At 61.8% G+C, this 20,074-nt stretch carries 20 protein-coding genes; 15 read left to right on the forward strand and 5 right to left on the reverse strand.

Annotation, left to right across the window (positions count from 1 at the left end; translation table 11 throughout):
* The first annotated feature begins 34 nt into the window (after nt 1–34).
* A complete protein-coding gene (locus tag AAFO92_RS04385; protein WP_347533856.1) occupies nt 35–1,360 on the forward strand; it encodes a PQQ-binding-like beta-propeller repeat protein in 1,326 nt (441 codons plus the stop codon).
* Between the two features lie 51 nt (nt 1,361–1,411).
* Nucleotides 1,412–2,866 carry a ribosome biogenesis GTPase Der gene (der, locus tag AAFO92_RS04390; protein WP_347533446.1) on the forward strand — a complete coding sequence of 485 codons (1,455 nt, stop codon included), beginning with the start codon at nt 1,412–1,414 and terminating at the stop codon, nt 2,864–2,866.
* 54 nt (nt 2,867–2,920) lie between these two features.
* Here the strand turns inward: der and AAFO92_RS04395 are convergent, their stop codons facing one another.
* Complete coding sequence (locus AAFO92_RS04395) at nt 2,921–3,661, reverse strand: SDR family oxidoreductase (RefSeq protein WP_347533447.1); 741 nt, start codon at nt 3,659–3,661, stop codon at nt 2,921–2,923.
* 119 nt (nt 3,662–3,780) lie between these two features.
* Here AAFO92_RS04395 and AAFO92_RS04400 point away from each other — a divergent pair, with 119 nt between their 5' ends.
* On the forward strand, nt 3,781–4,389 hold the full coding sequence (locus AAFO92_RS04400) for a TetR/AcrR family transcriptional regulator (protein ID WP_347533448.1): 609 nt from the start codon (nt 3,781–3,783) through the stop codon (nt 4,387–4,389).
* A gap of 31 nt (nt 4,390–4,420) precedes the next feature.
* Here AAFO92_RS04400 and serS read toward each other — a convergent pair whose 3' ends face one another.
* Nucleotides 4,421–5,713, reverse strand: coding sequence for a serine--tRNA ligase (gene serS / locus AAFO92_RS04405; RefSeq protein WP_347533449.1), 1,293 nt, complete (start codon nt 5,711–5,713; stop codon nt 4,421–4,423).
* Between the two features lie 121 nt (nt 5,714–5,834).
* Complete coding sequence (locus AAFO92_RS04410) at nt 5,835–7,289, reverse strand: pentapeptide repeat-containing protein (RefSeq protein WP_347533450.1); 1,455 nt, start codon at nt 7,287–7,289, stop codon at nt 5,835–5,837.
* A 212-nt stretch (nt 7,290–7,501) separates the two neighbouring features.
* On the opposite strand from AAFO92_RS04410, the gene yajC reads away from it, so the two are divergent.
* The 9 genes from yajC to AAFO92_RS04455 all read left to right on the forward strand — a co-directional run bounded on the left by yajC (nt 7,502) and on the right by AAFO92_RS04455 (nt 14,379).
* Nucleotides 7,502–7,783 (forward strand): preprotein translocase subunit YajC, encoded by a 282-nt coding sequence (gene yajC / locus AAFO92_RS04415; protein WP_347533451.1) that lies wholly within the window; start codon nt 7,502–7,504, stop codon nt 7,781–7,783.
* A gap of 39 nt (nt 7,784–7,822) precedes the next feature.
* Entirely contained in the window at nt 7,823–10,456 is a 2,634-nt protein-coding gene (gene secD / locus AAFO92_RS04420; RefSeq protein WP_347533452.1) for a protein translocase subunit SecD, read from the forward strand.
* A complete protein-coding gene (locus AAFO92_RS04425; RefSeq protein WP_347533453.1) occupies nt 10,449–11,201 on the forward strand; it encodes a sulfite exporter TauE/SafE family protein in 753 nt (250 codons plus the stop codon). The genes secD and AAFO92_RS04425 overlap by 8 nt, the downstream gene beginning before the upstream one ends.
* Nucleotides 11,202–11,212: 11 nt before the next feature.
* Entirely contained in the window at nt 11,213–11,566 is a 354-nt protein-coding gene (locus AAFO92_RS04430) for an Mth938-like domain-containing protein (protein ID WP_347533454.1), read from the forward strand.
* 65 nt (nt 11,567–11,631) lie between these two features.
* Nucleotides 11,632–12,249, forward strand: a complete 618-nt coding sequence (gene ccmA, locus AAFO92_RS04435; protein WP_347533455.1) for a heme ABC exporter ATP-binding protein CcmA — start codon at nt 11,632–11,634, stop codon at nt 12,247–12,249.
* A complete protein-coding gene (ccmB, locus tag AAFO92_RS04440; RefSeq protein WP_347533456.1) occupies nt 12,246–12,902 on the forward strand; it encodes a heme exporter protein CcmB in 657 nt (218 codons plus the stop codon). The genes ccmA and ccmB overlap by 4 nt, the downstream gene beginning before the upstream one ends.
* A gap of 16 nt (nt 12,903–12,918) precedes the next feature.
* Nucleotides 12,919–13,665, forward strand: coding sequence for a heme ABC transporter permease (locus tag AAFO92_RS04445; protein WP_347533457.1), 747 nt, complete (start codon nt 12,919–12,921; stop codon nt 13,663–13,665).
* Nucleotides 13,662–13,820, forward strand: a complete 159-nt coding sequence (gene ccmD / locus AAFO92_RS04450) for a heme exporter protein CcmD (RefSeq protein WP_347533458.1) — start codon at nt 13,662–13,664, stop codon at nt 13,818–13,820. The genes AAFO92_RS04445 and ccmD overlap by 4 nt, the downstream gene beginning before the upstream one ends.
* Nucleotides 13,810–14,379: a DsbE family thiol:disulfide interchange protein gene (locus tag AAFO92_RS04455; protein ID WP_347533459.1), complete on the forward strand. Its 570-nt coding sequence runs from the start codon at nt 13,810–13,812 to the stop codon at nt 14,377–14,379. Before ccmD ends, AAFO92_RS04455 begins: the two co-directional genes overlap by 11 nt.
* A 6-nt stretch (nt 14,380–14,385) precedes the next feature.
* On the opposite strand, the gene AAFO92_RS04460 is transcribed toward AAFO92_RS04455, so the two are convergent.
* Nucleotides 14,386–14,520 carry a hypothetical protein gene (locus AAFO92_RS04460; protein ID WP_347533460.1) on the reverse strand — a complete coding sequence of 45 codons (135 nt, stop codon included), beginning with the start codon at nt 14,518–14,520 and terminating at the stop codon, nt 14,386–14,388.
* 171 nt (nt 14,521–14,691) lie between these two features.
* On the opposite strand from AAFO92_RS04460, the gene AAFO92_RS04465 reads away from it, so the two are divergent.
* Entirely contained in the window at nt 14,692–15,072 is a 381-nt protein-coding gene (locus AAFO92_RS04465; protein ID WP_347533461.1) for a hypothetical protein, read from the forward strand.
* 82 nt (nt 15,073–15,154) lie between these two features.
* Here AAFO92_RS04465 and acnA read toward each other — a convergent pair whose 3' ends face one another.
* On the reverse strand, nt 15,155–17,929 hold the full coding sequence (acnA, locus tag AAFO92_RS04470) for an aconitate hydratase AcnA (protein ID WP_347533462.1): 2,775 nt from the start codon (nt 17,927–17,929) through the stop codon (nt 15,155–15,157).
* Between the two features lie 221 nt (nt 17,930–18,150).
* Between acnA and AAFO92_RS04475 the strand changes: the two genes are divergently transcribed.
* Together AAFO92_RS04475 and AAFO92_RS04480 are read left to right on the forward strand one after the other, a co-directional pair.
* Nucleotides 18,151–18,846, forward strand: a complete 696-nt coding sequence (locus AAFO92_RS04475; protein WP_347533463.1) for a DUF1223 domain-containing protein — start codon at nt 18,151–18,153, stop codon at nt 18,844–18,846.
* Nucleotides 18,847–19,078: 232 nt separating this feature from the next.
* Nucleotides 19,079–20,044 (forward strand): aminoglycoside phosphotransferase family protein, encoded by a 966-nt coding sequence (locus tag AAFO92_RS04480; protein WP_347533464.1) that lies wholly within the window; start codon nt 19,079–19,081, stop codon nt 20,042–20,044.
* Nucleotides 20,045–20,074 lie beyond the last annotated feature (30 nt).

Genomic DNA, 20,074 nt, shown 5'->3' on the forward strand with positions numbered 1-20,074 from the left:
AATGGAAACAGGGGACAAGTGGGGGCGTAACGTGTTGAAACAAAATGGTATCTTGCTGGCGCTTGCGGGCGCCGTTGCCCTTGCAGCCTGTACCAAGAAAGAGCCGATCCTGCCGGGCAAGCGCGAGGCCATTCGCGACGTGATCGCCGACCCGGCCGAGCTGCCGGCCGCAGAGGTCGCCCAGAACCGCAATTTGCCGCTGTCGCTGCCGCCGGCGACCGCGAATGCCAACTGGACCCAGAGCATCAGCACACCGGCGACGCGCACGGCGCATCCGGCGCTTTCCGCCGCGCCCGCGCTGGCCTGGTCGGTTTCGATCGGCGCCGGTGACGGCAAGAAGAATCGCATCACCGCCGATCCGGTGGTGGGGGATGGCCGGATCTATACCCTGGACGCCGAGGCGCGGGTAACCGCCGTGTCCACCAGCGGCCAGGTGCTGTGGTCAACCGATCTGGTGCCCGCCAATGATTCCGCCAAGGATGCCACCGGCGGCGGCCTCGCCTATGCCAACGGCGCGCTATACGTGTCGTCCGGGTTCGGACTGATGACGGCGCTTGATGCGGCAACCGGCGCGCAGCTATGGCAGCAGAACCTGCGCGCAACCGGGTCGGGCGCGCCAACGGTTGTTGGCGATCTGGTCTATCTGGTGGCCGGGGACGAGATCGCCTGGGCGCTTGATACCAAGGAAGGGCGCATTCGCTGGCAATTGTCGGCAACCCCCGACATCAACAACGTACTGGGCGGCCCGGCCCCGGCGATCACCGAAAAATACGCGATTTTCGCCTTCGGCTCGGGTGAATTGCAGGGGGCGTTCCGCAAGGGGGGGCTGCGTCTGTGGGATGCGCAGGTGGCGGGGCAGCGCCCCGGCTATGCCGCCGCGCGGATCGGCGACATCACCGGCGATCCGGTCGTCGACGGTGACAGGCTTTATGTCGGTAGCCATTCCGGCCGCACGGTGGCGATGAATATCGGCAATGGCAAACGCATCTGGACCGCGCGCGACGGTGCGCTCAATCCGGTCTGGCCGGCGGGCGATTCCGTGTTCATGATATCCGACCGGAACGAGCTGATGCGGCTCAGCGCCGAGGACGGCACCAAGATCTGGGGCGAGGAACTGCCGTTCTTTACCAAGGACCGCCCGCGGCGCCAGGCCGAGATCTTTGCCCATCACGGGCCGATCATTGCCGGTGGCAACCTGATCGTGGCCTCCAGCGACGGGCAACTGAGACTGTTTGATCCGGCCTCGGGCGCGCTGCGGCGGAGTGTGTCGATGCCGGGTGGCGCCACCACCAACCCGGTAGTGGCCGGGCGCACGCTCTATGTCGTGACGACCAAGGGGCAATTGGCCGCTTTCCGTTAGGCGTTGAATGCTGTAACAGGGCGGCCTGATCCTTGCCGGAGCCTCTAGGTCATGAGTTTCACCCTTGCCATCGTGGGACGCCCGAACGTGGGCAAATCCACGCTGTTCAACCGCCTTGTCGGTAAGCGCCTGGCGCTGGTCGATGACCAGCCCGGCGTGACGCGTGACCTGCGCGAGGGCGAGGCGCGCCTGGGCGATCTGCGCTTTACAGTGGTCGACACCGCCGGGCTTGAAGAGGCCACGGATGAATCACTGCAGGGCCGGATGCGCAAGCTGACCGAACGGGCGGTGGACATGGCGGATGTGTGCCTCTTCATGATTGATGCCCGTGCCGGGGTGACCCCCACGGACGAGATGTTCACCGATATACTGCGCAAACGATCCGAGCATGTGATCCTGGCCGCCAACAAGGCCGAAGGGGCGGCGGCGGATGCCGGGGTGATCGAGGCCTATGGCCTGGGACTGGGCGAGCCCATTCGCCTGTCGGCCGAGCATGGCGAGGGGCTGAACGACCTCTATGCGCAGCTGATGCCGCTGGCCGACAGGTACGAGGAGCGCGCCCGCGCCGAGGCCCCTGAAACCGATGTGGCGCTGGATGAGGATGGCGATGGCGGTATCCGCGTCCCGACCAAGGCACGACCCCTGCAGGTGGCTGTGGTGGGGCGCCCGAACGCCGGAAAATCAACCCTTATCAACAAGATACTGGGCGAGGATCGCCTGCTGACCGGCCCCGAGGCCGGGATCACCCGCGATGCGATTTCCCTGCAGCTTGACTGGGACGGGATGCCGGTGCGCATCTTCGACACCGCCGGGATGCGCAAGAAGGCCAAGGTGCAGGACAAGCTCGAAAAGCTGTCGGTCGGGGACGGGCTGCGCGCGGTCAAGTTCGCCGAGGTGGTGGTGGTCCTGCTGGATGCTGCGATCCCGTTCGAGCAGCAGGATCTGCGCATCGCCGACCTGGCCGAGCGCGAGGGCCGCGCGGTGGTGGTGGCGGTCAACAAATGGGACGTGGAGCCGGAGAAGCAGCAGAAACTGCGCGATCTGCGCGAGGCGTTCGAACGCCTTCTGCCGCAGCTTCGCGGCGCGCCTCTGGTGACGGTCTCGGCGAAAACGGGCAAGGGGCTCGACCGGTTGCGCGCGGCGGTGGAAAAGGCCAACGAGGTCTGGAACCGCCGGGTCACGACCGCGCAGCTGAACCGCTGGCTGACCGGCATGCTGGAACAACACCCGCCCCCCGCACCAGGCGGCAAACGCATCAAGCTGCGCTACATGACCCAGGCCAAGACGAGGCCGCCGGGATTCGTGGTGATGTGCTCGCATCCCGACAAGCTGCCCGACAGCTATTCGCGCTACCTGGTCAACGGGTTGCGCGAGGACTTCGACATGCCCGGCACCCCCATCCGCCTGCACATGCGCAGCCAGTCCGACAAGAACCCCTACAAGGCCAAGAAGAAATCGACGCCGTCACGCCTGCGCAAACACCTGGGAAAGCCGCCGCGTGACTGAACCGGCCCGCGCCGCCATGTGCCGCGCGGACCCGCTTGATTTCAGGCGCGGCGATTAGGCCGGCAGCATCTGCCCGGCTTCCTTTTCGACCGCCTTGGGATCGGCACGTAGCCCCTGGAACATCTGGACAGCGGCCGGATCGGGAAAGATGTCTTCCTGCCCGTCATCGACCGATTCCAGCACCTGCCGGGCCACATCGTTCGGGGCGGTCTTGTCCAGCGGGAACGATTCAGCCAGTTCGGTATCAACCGGGCCGGGATAGACGCCGACGACCAGTGTCTTCTGTGCCGCCAGTTCCGCCCGGACGCATTGGGTCAGGGAATGAACCGCGGCCTTTGACGCGCTGTAAGAGCCGAGAACCGGGAAATTCACGTGCGCGGCGATCGAGGCAATGTTGATGATAATGCCGCCGCCATTTCCGGCCAGTACGTCGGAAAACGCCCGTATCGTGTTGATGACGCCGAAATAGTTTGTTTCCATCTCGTGCCGGGCAGGGGCCGTGTCGCTGGTCGACAGGATCCCGGCATAGCTTGCGACACCGGCATTGTTGATCAAGATCCCCACATCGGGATGGGCCTTTGCCAGGGCTTCGCTTGCCGCCGCGTCGGTGACATCCAGCGTCACCGGAACGACGCGCCCGGCACCGGCCTTGACCAGATCAGCCAGGCTGTCGGGGTTGCGGGCCGCCGCATAGACCTTGGCGATGCCGGCGTTCAGCAACTCCTCGACAAAGGCCTTGCCGATGCCGCGGTTCGCACCGGTGACGAGGGCCACGTTTCCTTCGATCTTGCTCATTTTTCTGACTTCCTTTCAGGGGATTAAAAATAGTACCGAGTGGTATTTAAATGCGGGCTTGCCGGGTGAAGTCAAGAGGTTTAAATACCGATTGGTACCTTTATTCTGAGAGAGCGACGATGACCCGCGGCAGGCCCCGGAAAACCGATATCGACACGGTGCTCGACAGGGCGATGAAATTGTTTTGGAAAAACGGGTTCGAGGCGACGTCGATGAACGATATCACCGCCGAAACCGGCATGGCCAAGCCAGGTCTCTACAATTGCTTCGGAAACAAGGAGGCGTTGTACGCCAAGGCGCTTGACCGGTATATCAATGTATTCGGCGTGTCGGTCGCCGAACTTGCCGCCTCCGCCGGTCCGCTAGAACACGCGTTGCGGGAATTTCTGCTGGCGGTGGCCCGGTCCGTCACCGACGCGGGTACGCCTTGCGGGTGTTTCCTGACCAACACGCTGGTGGAAAACTCGGACAAACCCTCGGAAATCGCGGCGCTTGGCCGCCAGCTGAATGAAAGACGCAACCGCGCCCTGTCAGAGCGGTTTCACCGCGCAGCAGCCGCAGGAGAGCTGGGTCAGGATGCCGATCCTGACGCATTGTCGGCGTTTTTCTCGGCCCAGGCGCTGGCGCTCGGCGCCCTGGCCAGCAGCGGCAGCGATTTCCCGGAACTGTGTCGCTATATCGACACCGCAATGACGGTATTGCCACCCGCGCCTATGGCGCCGGCATAACCCGCGCCGCCGGCAAAGGCCGGGGAAAGACTCAGCGCAGCTCGCCGTCCGCCCCCAGGCTGGTGTTGCCGCCCAGATAGGGGTGCAGCACCTCGGGCAGAGCGACCGAGCCATCGGCCTGCTGGCCGTTTTCCAGCACCGCGATCAGGCAACGGCCCACGGCCAGGCCAGAACCATTGAGCGTGTGCAGGAATTGCGGCTTGCCGCCATCCTTGGACTTGAACCGCGCGTTCATCCGCCGCGCCTGGAAATCGCCGCAGACCGAGACCGAACTGATCTCGCGATACTTGTCCTGCCCGGGCAGCCAGACCTCGATGTCGTGGGTGCGCCGCGCGCCAAACCCCATGTCGCCGGTGCACAGCACCACGGTGCGGTAGGGCAGGCCCAGCTTCTCCAGGATGCCCTGGGCACAGCCGGTCATCCGGTCCAGCTCTTCGCGGGACTTGTCCGGGTGGGTCACGCTGACCATCTCGACCTTTTCGAACTGGTGCTGGCGCAGCATCCCCGCCGTGTCCTTGCCCGCGCTGCCAGCCTCGGAGCGGAAGCACTGGGTATGCGCCACGTAGCGGCGCGGCAGGTAGCTTTCCTCGACCGTCAGGCCGTTCACGATATTGGTCAGCGTCACCTCGGCGGTCGGCACCAGCCACCAGCCATTGGTGGTCTCATAGCTGTCCTCGCCGAATTTCGGCAATTGCCCGGTGCCAAACATCATCTCGGGGCGTACCAGCACCGGCGTCCAGGTCTCGGTCAGCCCGTTTTCGTCGATATGCGTGTTCAGCATGAATTGCGCCAGCGCCCGGTGAATGCGCGCCACGGCCCCGGACATGACCACAAAGCGCGCCCCGCTCAGCTTGGCGGCCACCTCGAAATCCATGCCCGGCTTCACGCCCTCGATATCGTAATGCTCTTTCGGCGTGAAATCGAATGTCCTGGGCGTGCCCCAGCGGTGGATTTCGACGTTATCGTCTTCGTCCGCGCCGTCGGGCGTGTCGTCATAGGCCAGGTTCGGCAGGCCCATCAGCAATTCGGTCAGTTGCCCGTCCAGCTTCTTGGCCTCGGCCTGCATGGCGGCGACCTCGGCCTTTTTCTCGGCCACGAGGCCGCGCAGCCGTTCAAACTCGGCCTCGTCGCCCTTGGCCTTGGCGGCGCCCACTTCCTTGCTGGCCCTGTTCTGGTCAGCCTGCGCGGTTTCCGCCGCGTGGATATGCGACCGCCGCGCCTCGTCGATCTGCAAAATCTCGCCCGACGGTGCCTCAACCCCGCGACGGGCCATGGCGGCATCGAAGGCGGCAGGGTTTTCGCGGATGGCGCGGATGTCATGCATCTTGGGGCGTCCTTTGAATCATTTGAGTCGCAGAGGTGTTATGCCCCAGTTTTCCGGCAGGGTGTAGGGCTGCATTCCCCGTCGCGTAGGGTGGGTGCCAACCCACCATCCCCGGCGCGGCTCACCCCGGATCGTCCGGAGGCTCCGGCGGCACATACCCCTCCGGATCCGCCTGCCACTTGCGCCATTCGCTATAGAAATCGAAACCGAGGTCAAATTTTGGCCAGTGAGACGGCCAGTCTGGATGATCCGGCCCATTCCCATTCGGCAAAGTAACCGAAGCGTCCGCAAAAGATTTTTGGATCATATCGGTAGACACCCCCGATTTAGAGAGACTAAGATTCCGAAACGCAGCGAAATCCAGTAACGGCGGTACATTTCCAGAAAGAAACAAAATCCGCGCATTCTCGACTAGACAGCCTGAGAAGATACTCTCGTTTGTTTGGCACAGATGTAGGATGGTAGTTCTCGGTGAGGAGAATTCAGATTTACTGAAATCAGCAGCTATCAAGTTAGATTGCCTTAGGAAAGCTCCGCCGAATTTTGCTTCTTGTGCTTGCGCGCCCTGTAATCTTGCGCCGTTAAATGACGCACTCTCAAAGCTCCCGCACCTCATTCCGCAAAACTCAAGATGGGAGTTCTCGAATAAAGCAAAGTCAAAGTTGCCCTGTAGCATTTCGATGCCCTGCAGATTGCAATCCATTAGATTGAGTCTATAGCCAATGTGGCTTGGTTCTTTTTTGTAGTTCCGCTCAATTTCAATTTGTTCTTGAGTTCTTCTGCCAATTACATCAATTGCTACTTGGATGTCTGGTCGCGGTGTCACTGCTCTATTGATTGCAATTTTTACAGCAGTATTCAGGTCTACGAAAGCACCTGGAGTTATTTCAGCGAATTGCCTTAAGAAACCTACAAAGTTATCCCAATCGGTGGGGACTATTACTGACAGATGTGCCGGTGCGTTTCCGCGAATATAGGCGCAGAGAATCTCCATGATCTGTATATGGTCCCGGTCGCTGTCCTGCGCGATCCGTTCCAGCGCGTAGATCGCGCCAATGCGCACTTCCAAATTGGGTTCTGACGTCTCAATAACTTCGCGCTCGATGATCTCCTGACCATCGGGGCGCAAGGCGGGAACAGGATTGCCGTCATCGTCGCGAATCCATTCTCCAGCCTTTTTTTGATAGCGCGGCGTTTCGTAAACAGTCTTGGTGAGCTTTGTCGCCCCGAGCCCCTCTACCGCCTTGTTGATCCGGTCGGTGATGTGGCCCTGTTCGGCGACATCTACCTGTTTCTGGGCGACGACGGATCGCCAGACGACGAAGGGCACACCGATGACGGCAGCCAGAACGAGTCCTGTGTTTCGAATGGCCGCACTTTGGTCCGCGTCATCGTCAAATTGGTCGATGCCGGTTACCGCCTTAAAAAATTCCAGCGCCGTGGGCACTACGAGCATTAAAATGATCACTATGACTGCGCCGCTGATAATCGGACCCAGCCAGCGGGCTTTGCTATATTCTGGCCGCCGCCGAAGCCCCAACCAGTCCAGCAGGTCAGTTTTGTTGTTTGTGCTCATTGAAAATGCCTTGCCCGAAATCTGCCTCTTTCGGCAACCTAACCGCGAATTGGCTGCGGTGCCAATTCTCATGAGCGTATGGCCGAAAGCCATACCAAAGCCATACGTCGGCCATACAAGGTTTCTCGCCTTGCAAATGGGTGGTTCCGGCCATAGGTTCCGTCAAAATTCGCGGGGGCGTCCCCGCCCTCTGACAAGAAGGAAATCATCCCATGGACGGGCTTGGACAATTCATTCCCCTGATTCTGATTTTTGCCATCATGTGGTTCCTGCTGATCCGGCCGCAGCAGAAAAAGATCAAGGAACACAAGGCAATGGTCGATGCGGTACGCAAGGGCGACCAGGTGATCACCCAAGGCGGGCTGATCGGCAAGATCACCCGGGTGAAGGACGCGGATGAGGTCGAGGTCGAGATCGCCACGGGCGTCAAGGTGCGCCTGGTTCGGTCGACCATCGCGCAGGTTCTGTCGAAAACCGAACCGGCCGATAGCTGAGTTTCAATCCGCATCACAACTCGCTGAAAAGGCACGGAAATGCTTCAAATCGACCTGTGGAAACGCGTTCTGATCTGGGGCCTTGTCGCGCTTGGCCTGCTGCTGGCCCTGCCAAACGGATTCTATACCCGCGTCGAAACCCATAACGACGCCGTCGCGGCGTTCGAGGCCGGGCAGGATGACGCCAACCTGGCGCAGGACATTGCGCTTTGGCCCGGCTGGATGCCCTCGGGGCTGGTCAATCTGGGGCTTGATCTGCGGGGCGGCGCGCATCTGTTGGCCGAGGTGCAGGTGGCGGATGTCTACCAGGCCCGGGTCGAGGGGATGTGGCCCGAGGTGCGTGATCTGCTGCGCGAGGAACGTGCCACCATCGGGCCGATCCGGCTGCAGCCTACCGAGGCGGCTGAACTGCGCGTCCGGCTGGTTGAAAACCCCGACCAGGTCGAAGAGGCCGCCGCGCTTGTGCGCGGCCTTGCCCGCCCGGTCACCACGCTGACTGGCGTGGGCGCCAGCGATATCGACGTCACCACCGAGGGCGACGAGGTGGTCGTGCGCCTCAGCGAGGCCGAGCAACTGGCCACCGATGAGCGCACCGTGCGCCAGGCGCTGGAAATCATCCGCCGCCGGATCGACGAGGTCGGCACCCGTGAACCGACGATCCAGCGGCAGGGTGCCGACCGGATCCTGATCCAGGTGCCGGGCGTGGGCAGCGCGGCGGAGTTGAAGGAAATCATCGGCACCACAGCGCAGCTGACCTTTCAACCCGTGGTCAGCCGCACGACCAACGAGAATGAGAATCCGGGCGCCAGCAATGAAATCCTGCCCTCGCTGGACGAGGAGGGAACGTTCTACATCCTCGAAAAAGCCGCTGTCGTGACCGGCGAGGAGCTGGTCGACGCGCAACCGGATTTCGACCAGAACGGCCGTCCGGCGGTCTCGTTCCGGTTCAACCCGACAGGCGCGCGCAAATTCGGCGATTACACCGCCGAGAATATCGGCAATCCCTTTGCCATCGTGCTGGATGGCGAGGTGATCAGCGCGCCGGTGATCCAGAGCCATATTCCCGGCGGATCCGGCATCATCACCGGGCGGTTCACCGTCGAGGAATCGACCAATCTGGCGGTGCTGCTGCGCGCCGGTGCGCTGCCGGCGGGGCTTAAATTCCTCGAAGAGCGGACCATCGGGCCGGAACTGGGTGCGGACAGTATCGAGGCGGGCAAGATTGCCTGTATCGTGGCCTTCGCGCTGGTGCTGGTCTTCATGTTCCTCAGCTATGGCACGTTCGGGATTTTTGCCAATATCGCGCTCATCGTCAACGTGGGCCTGATCTTTGGCCTGCTCAGCCTGATCGGGGCCACGCTGACACTGCCCGGGATCGCCGGCATTGTGCTGACCATCGGGATGGCGGTTGACGCCAACGTGCTGGTCTTCGAGCGGATCCGAGAGGAGATCAAGACCGCCAAGGGCCCGGCCCGCGCCATCGAGCTGGGTTATGAAAAGGCGCTGAGCGCCATCACCGACGCCAACATCACCACCTTCATCACCGCGCTGATCCTCTATGCGATGGGATCGGGTCCGGTGCGCGGCTTTGCCATCACCCTGGGGCTGGGCATCATCACCTCGGTCTTCACGGCGATCTTCGTGACCCGGCTGATGGTGGTGATCTGGTACGAGCGCAAGCGCCCCAAGACGGTGCTGCAGGGCCGTGCGCTGCGGCTGGTGCCCAAGGAAACCAATTGGGATTTCTTCCGCCGCTGGCGGGTCTCGCTGGGCATCTCGGCGGTGCTGATCGTGATCTCCTTCGCTTCCTTCGCCTTCCAGGGGTTGAATTTCGGCATCGATTTCCGCGGCGGCACCACCATCCGGACCGAAAGTACGCAGCCGGTCGATGTGGGCCAATACCGCGACGCCATCGGGCAGCTTGATCTGGGCGATGTGTCGATCACCGAGGTGTTCGATCCGACCTTCGGCCCGGATGAAAATGTCGCCATGATCAAGGTGCAGGCGCAGGAAGGCGAGGAAAGCGTATCCAACGACGTGATCCTGCAGATCGAGGACACGTTGCAGGCGGCCATCGCAGACCTGAAATTCACCGCGGTCGAAAGTGTCGGCCCCAAGGTCTCGGGCGAGTTGATCACGGCGGCGATCATTGCCGTCACCCTCGCGATCACCGCGGTGCTGATCTATATCTGGCTGCGCTTCGAATGGCAGTTTGCCGTGGGCGCGGTGGCGGCGCTGGTTCATGACGTGGTGCTGACCATCGGCATTTTCTCGGAATTGCAGATCCAGTTCGACCTGGCGATCATCGCGGCACTGCTGACCATCGTCGGCTATTCGCTGAACGACACGGTGGTGGTCTTTGACCGGGTGCGCGAGAACCTGCGCAAATACAAGAAAAAGCCGCTGTCGGAGGTGCTGAACATCTCGATCAACGAGACCCTCAGCCGGACGATCATGACCTCGGTCACGACGCTCCTGGCGCTGCTGGCGCTTTACGTGCTGGGCGGCGACGTGATCCGGGGCTTCGTCTTTGCGATGATCTGGGGCGTGATCGTGGGGACCTATTCATCGGTTTTCGTGGCCAGCTCGATCCTGCTGTGGCTGGGCGTCAAACGTGACTGGAGCAAGCCGGACGCCAATGCCGGCAACCAGTTCGCCAATGTAGATGCCTGACATCCTGGCGCAGGTCTGGGCCACGCCCGGCCTGTTCTGGCTGATTCTGGTGATCAGCATCGCCGGGATCGTGCGCGGCTTCTCCGGGTTTGGTACGGCGCTGATCTTTGTGCCGGTGGCGGGTATCTTCCTGCCGCCGGAAACGGTGATCGCGCTGATGACGATGACCGGGGTCGCCAGCATGGCGGCGCTGATCCCGCGGGCCTGGCGGCAGGCGGCACGGGCCGAGGTGGGCCTGCTGGCGCTGGCGGCCATCGTCACCGTGCCACTGGGCCTGTGGATCATGAACGTGCTGGACGAAACCACCGTGCGCTGGTGCGTCGCCGTCATCGCCGGCGGCACCCTGGCCGTGCTGGTGGCGGGCTGGCGGTTTTCGGGGCAGGTGAACCTGCCCGGGTTGCTGGCCATCGGCGCGGCGGCAGGGGTCATCGGCGGCATGACCGGTCTGACCGGGCCCGTGGTGATCCTGTTTTACCTGGCGGGGCAGGCGGTGGCGCAGCGGGTCAGGGCCAACACGATCCTGTTCCTGGCGGCGCTGGACATCGCGATCGTGGGCAACCTGATTTTCGGCGGCGCGGTCGGCTGGGACGAGGTCGCCCTGGCCGTGACGCTGGCGGTGCCCTATTTCACCACCACGATGATCGGCCAGGCATTGTTTGATCCCAGGCATGAGAAACTCTATCGTTGGGTGGCCTATGGTGTGATCGCCCTTGCCGTGGTCAGCGGTTTGCCGCTTTGGGCTTAGGAACGGACAGGATGCAGCTGAACGAGATCACCTTTTCGCAGGCCACGCCAATTGATGGCTACGGCCCCGGGTTTTTCCGCGTCGGCGGGCAGGTCTTCGAGGGGCCGGTCTGCGTCACCGCGTCGGGCGCGCGATCCTGGGGCGGATATGAGGATGCCGAGACCTTGCTGGCGCTGGCGGAAGACATCGACGTGGTCTTTGTCGGCACCGGGGCCGACACCGCGCATGTCCCGGCGGAGCTGCGCAGCGGGCTGGAGGCTGCGGGCGTGGGGATCGAGGCGATGAATTCACCCGCGGCCTGCCGCACCTTCAATGTCCTTCTGTCCGAAGGCCGGCGCGTGGCCGCCGCGCTGTTGCCGGTCTGATCCGCGCCTGCCGGGGTGGGGTTATCGCGCTTTTCCCCCGTTTGCGATTAGGCTAAGGACGGGGCATGGGGATACGTGTTTCCGATCTTTCCGTGGCCCGTGGCGGCGTCCGGGTGCTCGACGGGGTTTCCTTTGCGCTTGAGGCGGGTCAGGCGCTGGTCCTGCGTGGGCCGAACGGGATTGGCAAGACCACGCTGCTGCGCACCGTTGCGGGGCTGCAGCCGCCCCTTTCCGGCCGGGTCGAGGCCACGCCGGACTGCCTTGTCTATGCCGGCCATGCGGACGGGCTGAAACCCACGCTGAGTGTTGCCGAGAACCTGGTGTTCTGGGCGCAGGTATTTGGCAAGAGGGATATCTCGGACGCCTTGAATGCCTTTGACCTGGGCGCGCTTGCGGCGCGGCCGGCGGGTGAGCTGTCGGCGGGGCAAAAGCGTCGGCTCGGACTGGCGCGGCTGCTGGTCACGGGGCGGCCGGTCTGGGTGCTGGACGAGCCGACCGTATCGCTTGACAGCCAGGCGGTTGCGATGTTCGCCCGTGCCGTCCGGGCGCATCTGGGCGCGGGCGGTTCGGCGCTGATGGCCACGCATATCGACCTGGGGCTTGAGGAGGCCGATATCCTCGACATTGCCGCCTATCGCGCCAAGGCGCCAGCGCCCGAGGATTTCGACGGGGTGTTCCTGTGATCGCGCTGCTGATCCGCGACCTAAAACTGGCGATGCGCGCCGGGGGCGGATTTGGCCTGGGGCTCGCGTTTTTCCTGATCGTGGTGACGCTGGTGCCGTTCGGGGTGGGGCCGCAGGCCACGCTGCTGGCCGCAATTGCGCCGGGCATCCTGTGGCTGGGGGCGCTTCTGGCCTGCCTGCTGTCACTTGACCGGATCTTTGCCCTGGACTGGGAAGATGGCAGCCTGGACCTGCTGGCCACCGCGCCCCTGCCGATGGAGGCGATCGTCAGCGTCAAGGCGCTGGCCCACTGGCTGACAACCGGTCTGCCGCTGGTTCTGGCGTCGCCGCTCTTTGGCCTGCTGCTGAACCTGCCCGCCGCCGGGTTCAAACCGCTGATCCTCTCGCTGGTACTGGGCACGCCGGCGCTCAGCGTGATCGGCACTTTCGGGGCGGCCCTGACCGTGGGCCTGAAACGCGGCGGGCTGTTGCTGAGCCTGCTGGTGCTTCCGCTTTATGTGCCGACGCTGATCTTCGGGGCGGAAATGGCGCGGCGTGGTGTCGCGGGGCTGGACATTGGCGTGCCAATGGCAATGTTGGCAGGGATTACCTGTGCTACCATCGCCCTGCTGCCCTTTGCCTCGGCCGCGGCGCTCAGGGTCAACCTGCGGTGAAACGGGCCCACGATCAATGGAAGGAAACCCGGTGAGGTCGATCTGGGAATATGCCAACCCCAAGAAATTCATCCAGACCACCGACAGGGTGCTGCCGGGGCTGTCGATGCTGGCGGCCCTGGCGCTGCTGGTAGGGCTGGTCTGGGGGTTCTTCTTCACGCCGGATGATTACCGGCAGGGATCGACCGTCAAGATCATCTACCTGCATGTGCCAAGCGCCCTGATGGCGATCAATGCCTGGCTGATGATGCTGGTGGCCTCGCTGATCTGGCTGGTCCGCCGGCACCATGTCAGCGCGCTGGCGGCGCGGGCGGCGGCGCCGGTGGGGATGGTGATGACGCTGATTGCCCTGCTGACCGGCGCAATCTGGGGCCAGCCGATGTGGGGCACCTGGTGGGCCTGGGATCCGCGCCTGACCTCTTTCCTGATCCTGTTCCTGTTCTATCTGGGCTACATCGCGCTGTGGGCAGCGGTCGAAAATGACGATACCGCCGCCGATCTGACCAGCGTTCTGTGCCTGGTGGGGTCGGTTTTCGCGCTGCTCAGCCGCTACGCGGTGAATTTCTGGAACCAGGGGCTGCATCAGGGCGCGTCGCTGAGCCTCGACAAGGAGGAAAACGTGGCCGATGTCTTTTATCACCCGCTTTTGATTTGCATCGCCGGGTTCGTGTTGCTTTTTGTCGCCCTGGTCCTGTTGCGCACCCGCACCGAGATACGCGCCCGCCGGACGCGCGCACTGCTGGCCCGCGAAAGGATGGGATGATGCCCGAACTGGGAAAATACGCCGCGACGGTGCTTTCGGCCTATGGCGTGTCGATCGTGCTGATCCTGGGCCTCGTGGCGCTTAGCATGATCCGCGCCGCCCAGGTGAAGAAACAACTGCAGGACGTTGAAGAGAAAATGAAAAATGGAAAGTAGAGAAGCAGGCTTTAACTATTTTTTGTTAATCCCCGTCGTTGCTGCTGGGGTGTTTTTTGGTTTGTTCGGATTCAAAATGTACCAAGATAATCTGACGACTTCACGTGGAGAGACCAACAACACGATACCATCGGTGTTGGAGGGAAAGACTGCGCCCTCGGTTAATTTAGTCCAGCTTGGCAACGGGCAGCCCTTCACCGACGCGGATCTGCGCGATGGCAGCGTGAAACTGGTCAATTACTGGGCCAGCTGGTGCGGGCCCTGCCGGGCCGAGCATCCCAATCTCGAAGCGCTGGCCGAAGAGGGCATCACCATCTACGGCGCGAATTACAAGGACAAGCCCGCCCAGGCCCTGGGGTTTCTGCAAGAGCTGGGCGATCCCTACGCCGCTATCGGAGCGGATGAGAGCGGCCGCATGGCGCTGAATTGGGGTGTCTACGGCGTGCCCGAAACCTATGTGATCGACGGTGACGGCAACATCGTTTTGCGGTTTGCCGGGCCGATCACGCAGCGTGCGCTGGAGGCCACGATCAGACCGGCGATCGAGGCCGCCCGCTGAGCGGGCCTAGTCGCCGCAATTCCGATCGGCGATGGCTGTGTTGACGGGGCATTTCGCGGCATCCGCCGTGTCGCCCTGCGCGCCCAGAACCGCAAAGAGGGATAGGGCGATGGCCTGAAGGACTATGAGTGTCGTGCGCATTTTTCTGCTCTTTATCGTTGTGCTCTGACACGACATGGGGGTTTCGGGCGCTGATCAAAGGTTTGGATCGGCGCAATTGGCTCACAAAAGCGTCATAGGCAAAGACATGCCGGAACGCGGTCAGGGAGGCTGACACCCGCGCATTTGAACGAGGTTTGACTGCGATGTCTGATGTATGAGGGGGATTCATTTCTGACGCTCGGCCAGGTGGGGCGTGTCGGGTTGCTGATGCTGTCGGGCGCGTTGGCGCTCGGGCTGGCATGGCTGGTGAGGCGCCTTGGGCGCGGACGGTCGCGGGCGCTGCGGGCCGGTGTGGCGCTATCGGCCTTCTGGATCTTCCTCTGGTGCTCTCCGCAGATCTACTACGTCTACTACATGACCCTTTTCGACGGGCTGCCATGGCAGAACGTGGTCAAGACACCACCTGGCTTGAGTAACGTGCTGTCGCTGCTGACATTCACCGATACAGCCAGCCTGTCGAACCACGGCAAGGGGCTGATGGGGTGGGGGCTGATCGCCGTTGCCCTCTGGCGCGAAACAAAGCGCCCGTAGCGCGGACGGACCGGGCAGGGCGCAGATGTTCACTTAAAAAGCCCCGCGTTCGGCGGGGCTTTCATCAGGTCTGCTGGCCGGTTCAGGCGGCTTTGGCCAGGTTGCGCAAGACGTAATGCAACACGCCGCCATGCTTGATGTAGTCGATCTCGATCGCCGTATCGATCCGGCATTTCAGCGTGATCTCCTTGACCGAGCCATCGGCCATCTTGATCGTGCAGGGCACTTCCTGCAGCGGCTTGATCGTGTCGAGCCCCGAGATAGAGACCTGTTCCTCGCCGGTCAGCCCCAGCGATTTGCGGGTGTCGCCGCCGGTGAATTCAAACGGGATCACCCCCATGCCGACCAGGTTCGAGCGGTGGATACGCTCGAAATTCTCGGCGATTACGGCCTTGACGCCCAGCAGGGCCGTGCCCTTGGCCGCCCAGTCGCGCGACGATCCCGCGCCATATTGCTCGCCGCCGAACACGACCAGCGGCGTGCCGTTGGCCTGATGCGCCATCGCCGCCTCGTAGATCGAGGTCTGCTTGCCGTCGGGGCCCTTGGTATAGCCGCCCTCGACGCCATCCAGCATCTCGTTCTTGATGCGGATATTGGCGAAGGTGCCGCGCATCATCACCTCGTGGTTGCCGCGCCGCGACCCGTACGAGTTGAACTCGCGCACCGGCACCTGGCGATCGGTCAGGTATTGCCCGGCAGGGGTGGTATCCTTGAACGACCCGGCGGGGCTGATGTGGTCGGTGGTGACCATGTCGCCCAGCAGGGCCAGGACGCGGGCCCCTTCGATATTCTCGATCGTGCCCGGTTCCTTCGACATGCCCTGGAAATAGGGCGGGTTCTGGACATAGGTCGATTGCGGCGGCCAGTCATAGGTCTCGCCGGTCGAGGTTTCGACGGCCTGCCATTTCTCGTCACCCTTGAAGACGTCGGCGTATTTCTCCTGAAACGCCGCGCGGGTCACGGTTTTCTGTACCAGATCGGCGATTTCGCTGGTCGAGGGCCAGATATCCTTCAGATAGACATCGTTGCCGTTCTTGTCCTGTCCCAGCGGTTCCTTGGTGATGTCGACATTCATGTCACCGGCCAGCGCGTAGGCCACCACCAGCGGCGGCGAGGCCAGGTAATTGGCGCGCACATCGGGGCTGATCCGGCCCTCGAAGTTGCGGTTGCCGCTGAGGACGGAAACACCGATCAGGTCATTCTCGTTGATACATTTCGAGATCTCCGGCGCCAAGGGCCCCGAGTTGCCGATACAGGTGGTGCAGCCATAGCCCACGAGGTTGAAGCCGATGGCGTCCAGATCGTCCTGCAGGCCGGCGGCTTCGAGATATTCGCTGACCACCTGCGAACCGGGCGCCAGCGAGGTCTTGACCCAGGGCTTGCGGTTCAGGCCCAGTTCGCGGGCCTTGCGCGCCACCAGCCCGGCACCGATCATCACGTAGGGGTTCGAGGTGTTGGTGCAGGAGGTGATCGAGGCGATCACCACCGAGCCGTCATGCATCTGGTAATGGCTGTCCTCGGTCAGGACGAAACCGTGCTGGTGATGCCCTTCGTTGCCGGGGATGTTCTGGGGTTCAGGCGCGCCGCCTTCGCCGCGCCAGCGGGTTTCGTCGGTTGCCTTCACATCGCGGCCGTCACGGAAACCATTGACGTATTTCCGGAATTCCGATGCCGCCTTGTCCAGCGCGATATGGTCCTGCGGGCGTTTCGGGCCAGAGATGGCCGGCACCACGGTGCCCATGTCAAGGCTGAGCGTGTCGGTGTAGACCGGCGCGTAATTCTCATCCCGCCACATGCCGTTTTCCTTGGCATAGGCTTCGACCAGCGCGATGCGGTCCTTGTCGCGGCCGGTAAGCTCGAGGTATTTCAGCGTTTCGCCGTCGATCGGGAAAAACCCGCAGGTGGCGCCATATTCGGGGGCCATGTTGCCGATCGTGGCGCGGTCGGCCAGCGGCAGGTTGTCCAGCCCGGCGCCGTAGAATTCGACGAATTTGCCGACAACACCCTTTTCGCGCAGCATCTCGACCACGCGCAGCACCAGGTCGGTGGCGGTGGTGCCTTCGACCATCTCGCCGGTCAGTTCAAAGCCGACGACCTCGGGGATCAGCATCGAGATCGGCTGGCCCAGCATCGCCGCCTCGGCCTCGATCCCGCCGACGCCCCAGCCCAGGACGGCGGCGCCGTTGACCATGGTGGTGTGGCTGTCGGTGCCCACCAGCGTATCGGGATAGGCGACTTCCTCGCCGTTCTGGTCCTTGTCGGTCCAGACGGTCTGGGCCAGGTATTCAAGGTTGACCTGGTGGCAGATACCGGTACCGGGCGGGACCACGCGGAAGTTGTTGAACGCGCCCTGACCCCATTTCAGGAACTGGTAGCGTTCCATGTTGCGCTCGTATTCGCGGTCCACGTTCAGCTGGAAGGCGCGGGGGTTGCCGAACTCGTCGATCATGACCGAGTGGTCGATGACCAGGTCCACCGGGTTCAGCGGGTTGATCTGCTGCGCGTCACCGCCAAGCGCCACGATGCCGTCGCGCATCGCCGCCAGGTCGACGACCGCGGGCACGCCGGTGAAATCCTGCATCAGCACACGGGCGGGGCGATAGGAAATTTCGCGCGGGTTCTTGCCGCCCTTTTCGGCCCATTCGGAAAACGCCTTGATGTCGTCCACGGTGACTGTGTTGCCATCCTCGAACCGCAGCATGTTCTCCAGCACCACCTTGAGAGCGGCGGGCAGGCGCGAGAAATCGCCCAGCCCGGCGGCCTCGGCGGCGGCGATGGAGTAATACGACACCGATGCGCCATTCACGCTGAGCGTCTTGCGGGTTTGGGCTGTATCCTGTCCGACGACGATGGGCATTCTGGCCTTCCTTTCAAAGTGGGTTCAGATCGAATTACACCGCTTCTGACCGATTTGCATGATGCGATCAAGAGGGTGGCAGGCATTTTTGTATACTATTGCACACAATCACCCGGTGTTTCAAGTTTCACCAATCTCTCGCGAAACCTTGATTGGCCATTGAGCATGGGTTTGCGTAGGTATGTTCTGTGACATAGAAGCTGAGCCTATCGGAAAAGAACATGCGCAAACTCGCCCTTTTGCTTGCCGCCGCGCTGATGCTGGCAAGCCCGGCCAGGTCAGGGGACAACCCTGTCGTGGTCGAATTATTCACCTCTCAGGGCTGTTCGTCCTGTCCTCCGGCGGATGCGTTTCTGCACGAGTTGGCGAAGCGCGATGACGTGGTCGCCCTGGCGCTGCACGTGGATTACTGGGACTATATCGGCTGGAAGGACATCTTTGCCAGCGCCGAGAACACCAAGCGCCAGCGCGCCTATGCCCGCGCGGGTGGACGCAAGATGATCTATACCCCGCAGATGATCATTAACGGGCGCGAACATGTCGTCGGCAACCGGCCCCGCGATGTGGTCGATCTGATCAACAAGCACAAGAATGGCGCGGAATATGTCGACCTGACGCTTGAACGGGTCGGGGACACGGTTCAGATCCGTGCCGAGGCGAAAGAGCCGTTGCGGGATCAGTTGGTGGTGCAACTGATCCGCTACCGGCCGCAGTCGACGGTCGACATCAAGCGCGGCGAGAACGCCGGCCGCACCCTGAGCTATGCCAACGTGGTGACCGAATTCAGCGCGCTTGGCAGCTGGAACACGCAAGGCCCCCTGGTGATGGAGGCCAAGGCACCGGGAGAAGCGCCCGTGGTCGTGCTGCTGCAACATCAGGGCTACGGCCCGGTGGCCGCGGTCGCGCGGGTCAAGTAGGCGGCTGCCCTGGATCTGGCCGGGGGGCGAGGCATAGAGCGCCTGGTCTTTCGTGGCCAGAAGGACCGGTCGCCAGATGGTGGCTTTGAGCCCAAAATCAACGAATCCTGCGACATGTGCAATTCGGTTGTAGCGGGCCGGAGTAGTTACTCCGCTGATTGAATGTTTGACATGGCATTTCGCCGTCTGTTGACTTCGATGCATAAAGCACGATTTGCAGGAATCGTTACCGATGCTCAGCCTTTTCAATATAGATTACCTCAACGTCAACAAGATGATCCGCGAATTCACGTCCAAAGCCGGACTGCAAGGAGAGATCAGCTTCGTGTGCATCTATCGCTCCGCAAACTTCGAGCATGAACGTCAGGTCTTCAAGGTTTCGGTCGGTGACAAACTGTTTGCGATGAAAGTTGATCGCTTTGGTGCGAAGTCGGGTCGGCTAACGTCTGAATTTGCAGTTTTACAGGGTTTGCATCAGCATTTTCAGAAGTACGATAAACAGGCTATCCCCGCTCCCGTATACCTTTCTGAAAGCGGGGAATTTTTTGTTGTCGAATTCATAGATAACCGCACCGCCACGGTAGCAATAAAAACGGCAAAAAATATCAAGGCGGCCGGGCAGATCTATCGTCGCGTAGGAGCGTGGCTGCACGCATTTCACCAATACGGAAACATCACAGAAGCCAGGATTTACCCGAATTGGATGTTCGAGGCTCTAGACGTATCAATTCAGAATGGTCCCCACGCTCCTCCCGAACAATATCGGCCTATGATTACCCAACTTCGTGAAGAAGCTGATCAATTGAAGGAGCGCCGAGATACGAAAGTGCTTTGTCATGGAGATTTTCACGCCAGCAACGTGATCATGGGGCAAGGTGTAACCTACGGGTTCGACTTTACTGAAGTCACGGAAAAGCTTGCTCTCTATGACATCGTGGATTTTCTGAAGGTAGATATCTTTCGGACCGGTGTTCTCTCGGATGTCGACAGAAGCGGAGTCACGCGCCAGTCTAAAGCCATGTTTTTCAAGCTTTACCGGCACCCTATTGATTTAGATCTTCTAGACTTTTGCCTTCGAGGGAGACTACTTAAAGACTGGATATTTATCACCAGCGAACGGCATTTCAAAAGCGACTTTCAAAAGAATAAGTTTCTCCGACTTGAAGAAAGACTTAACATTGCCTTTGCTCAGCATTAGTCGCGGAGTCCATCAGCACTGCTATGAGGT

Origin of the sequence: Roseovarius sp. CAU 1744 (assembly GCF_039839345.1) — a bacterium.
In the GTDB taxonomy this organism is placed as follows: domain Bacteria; phylum Pseudomonadota; class Alphaproteobacteria; order Rhodobacterales; family Rhodobacteraceae; genus Roseovarius.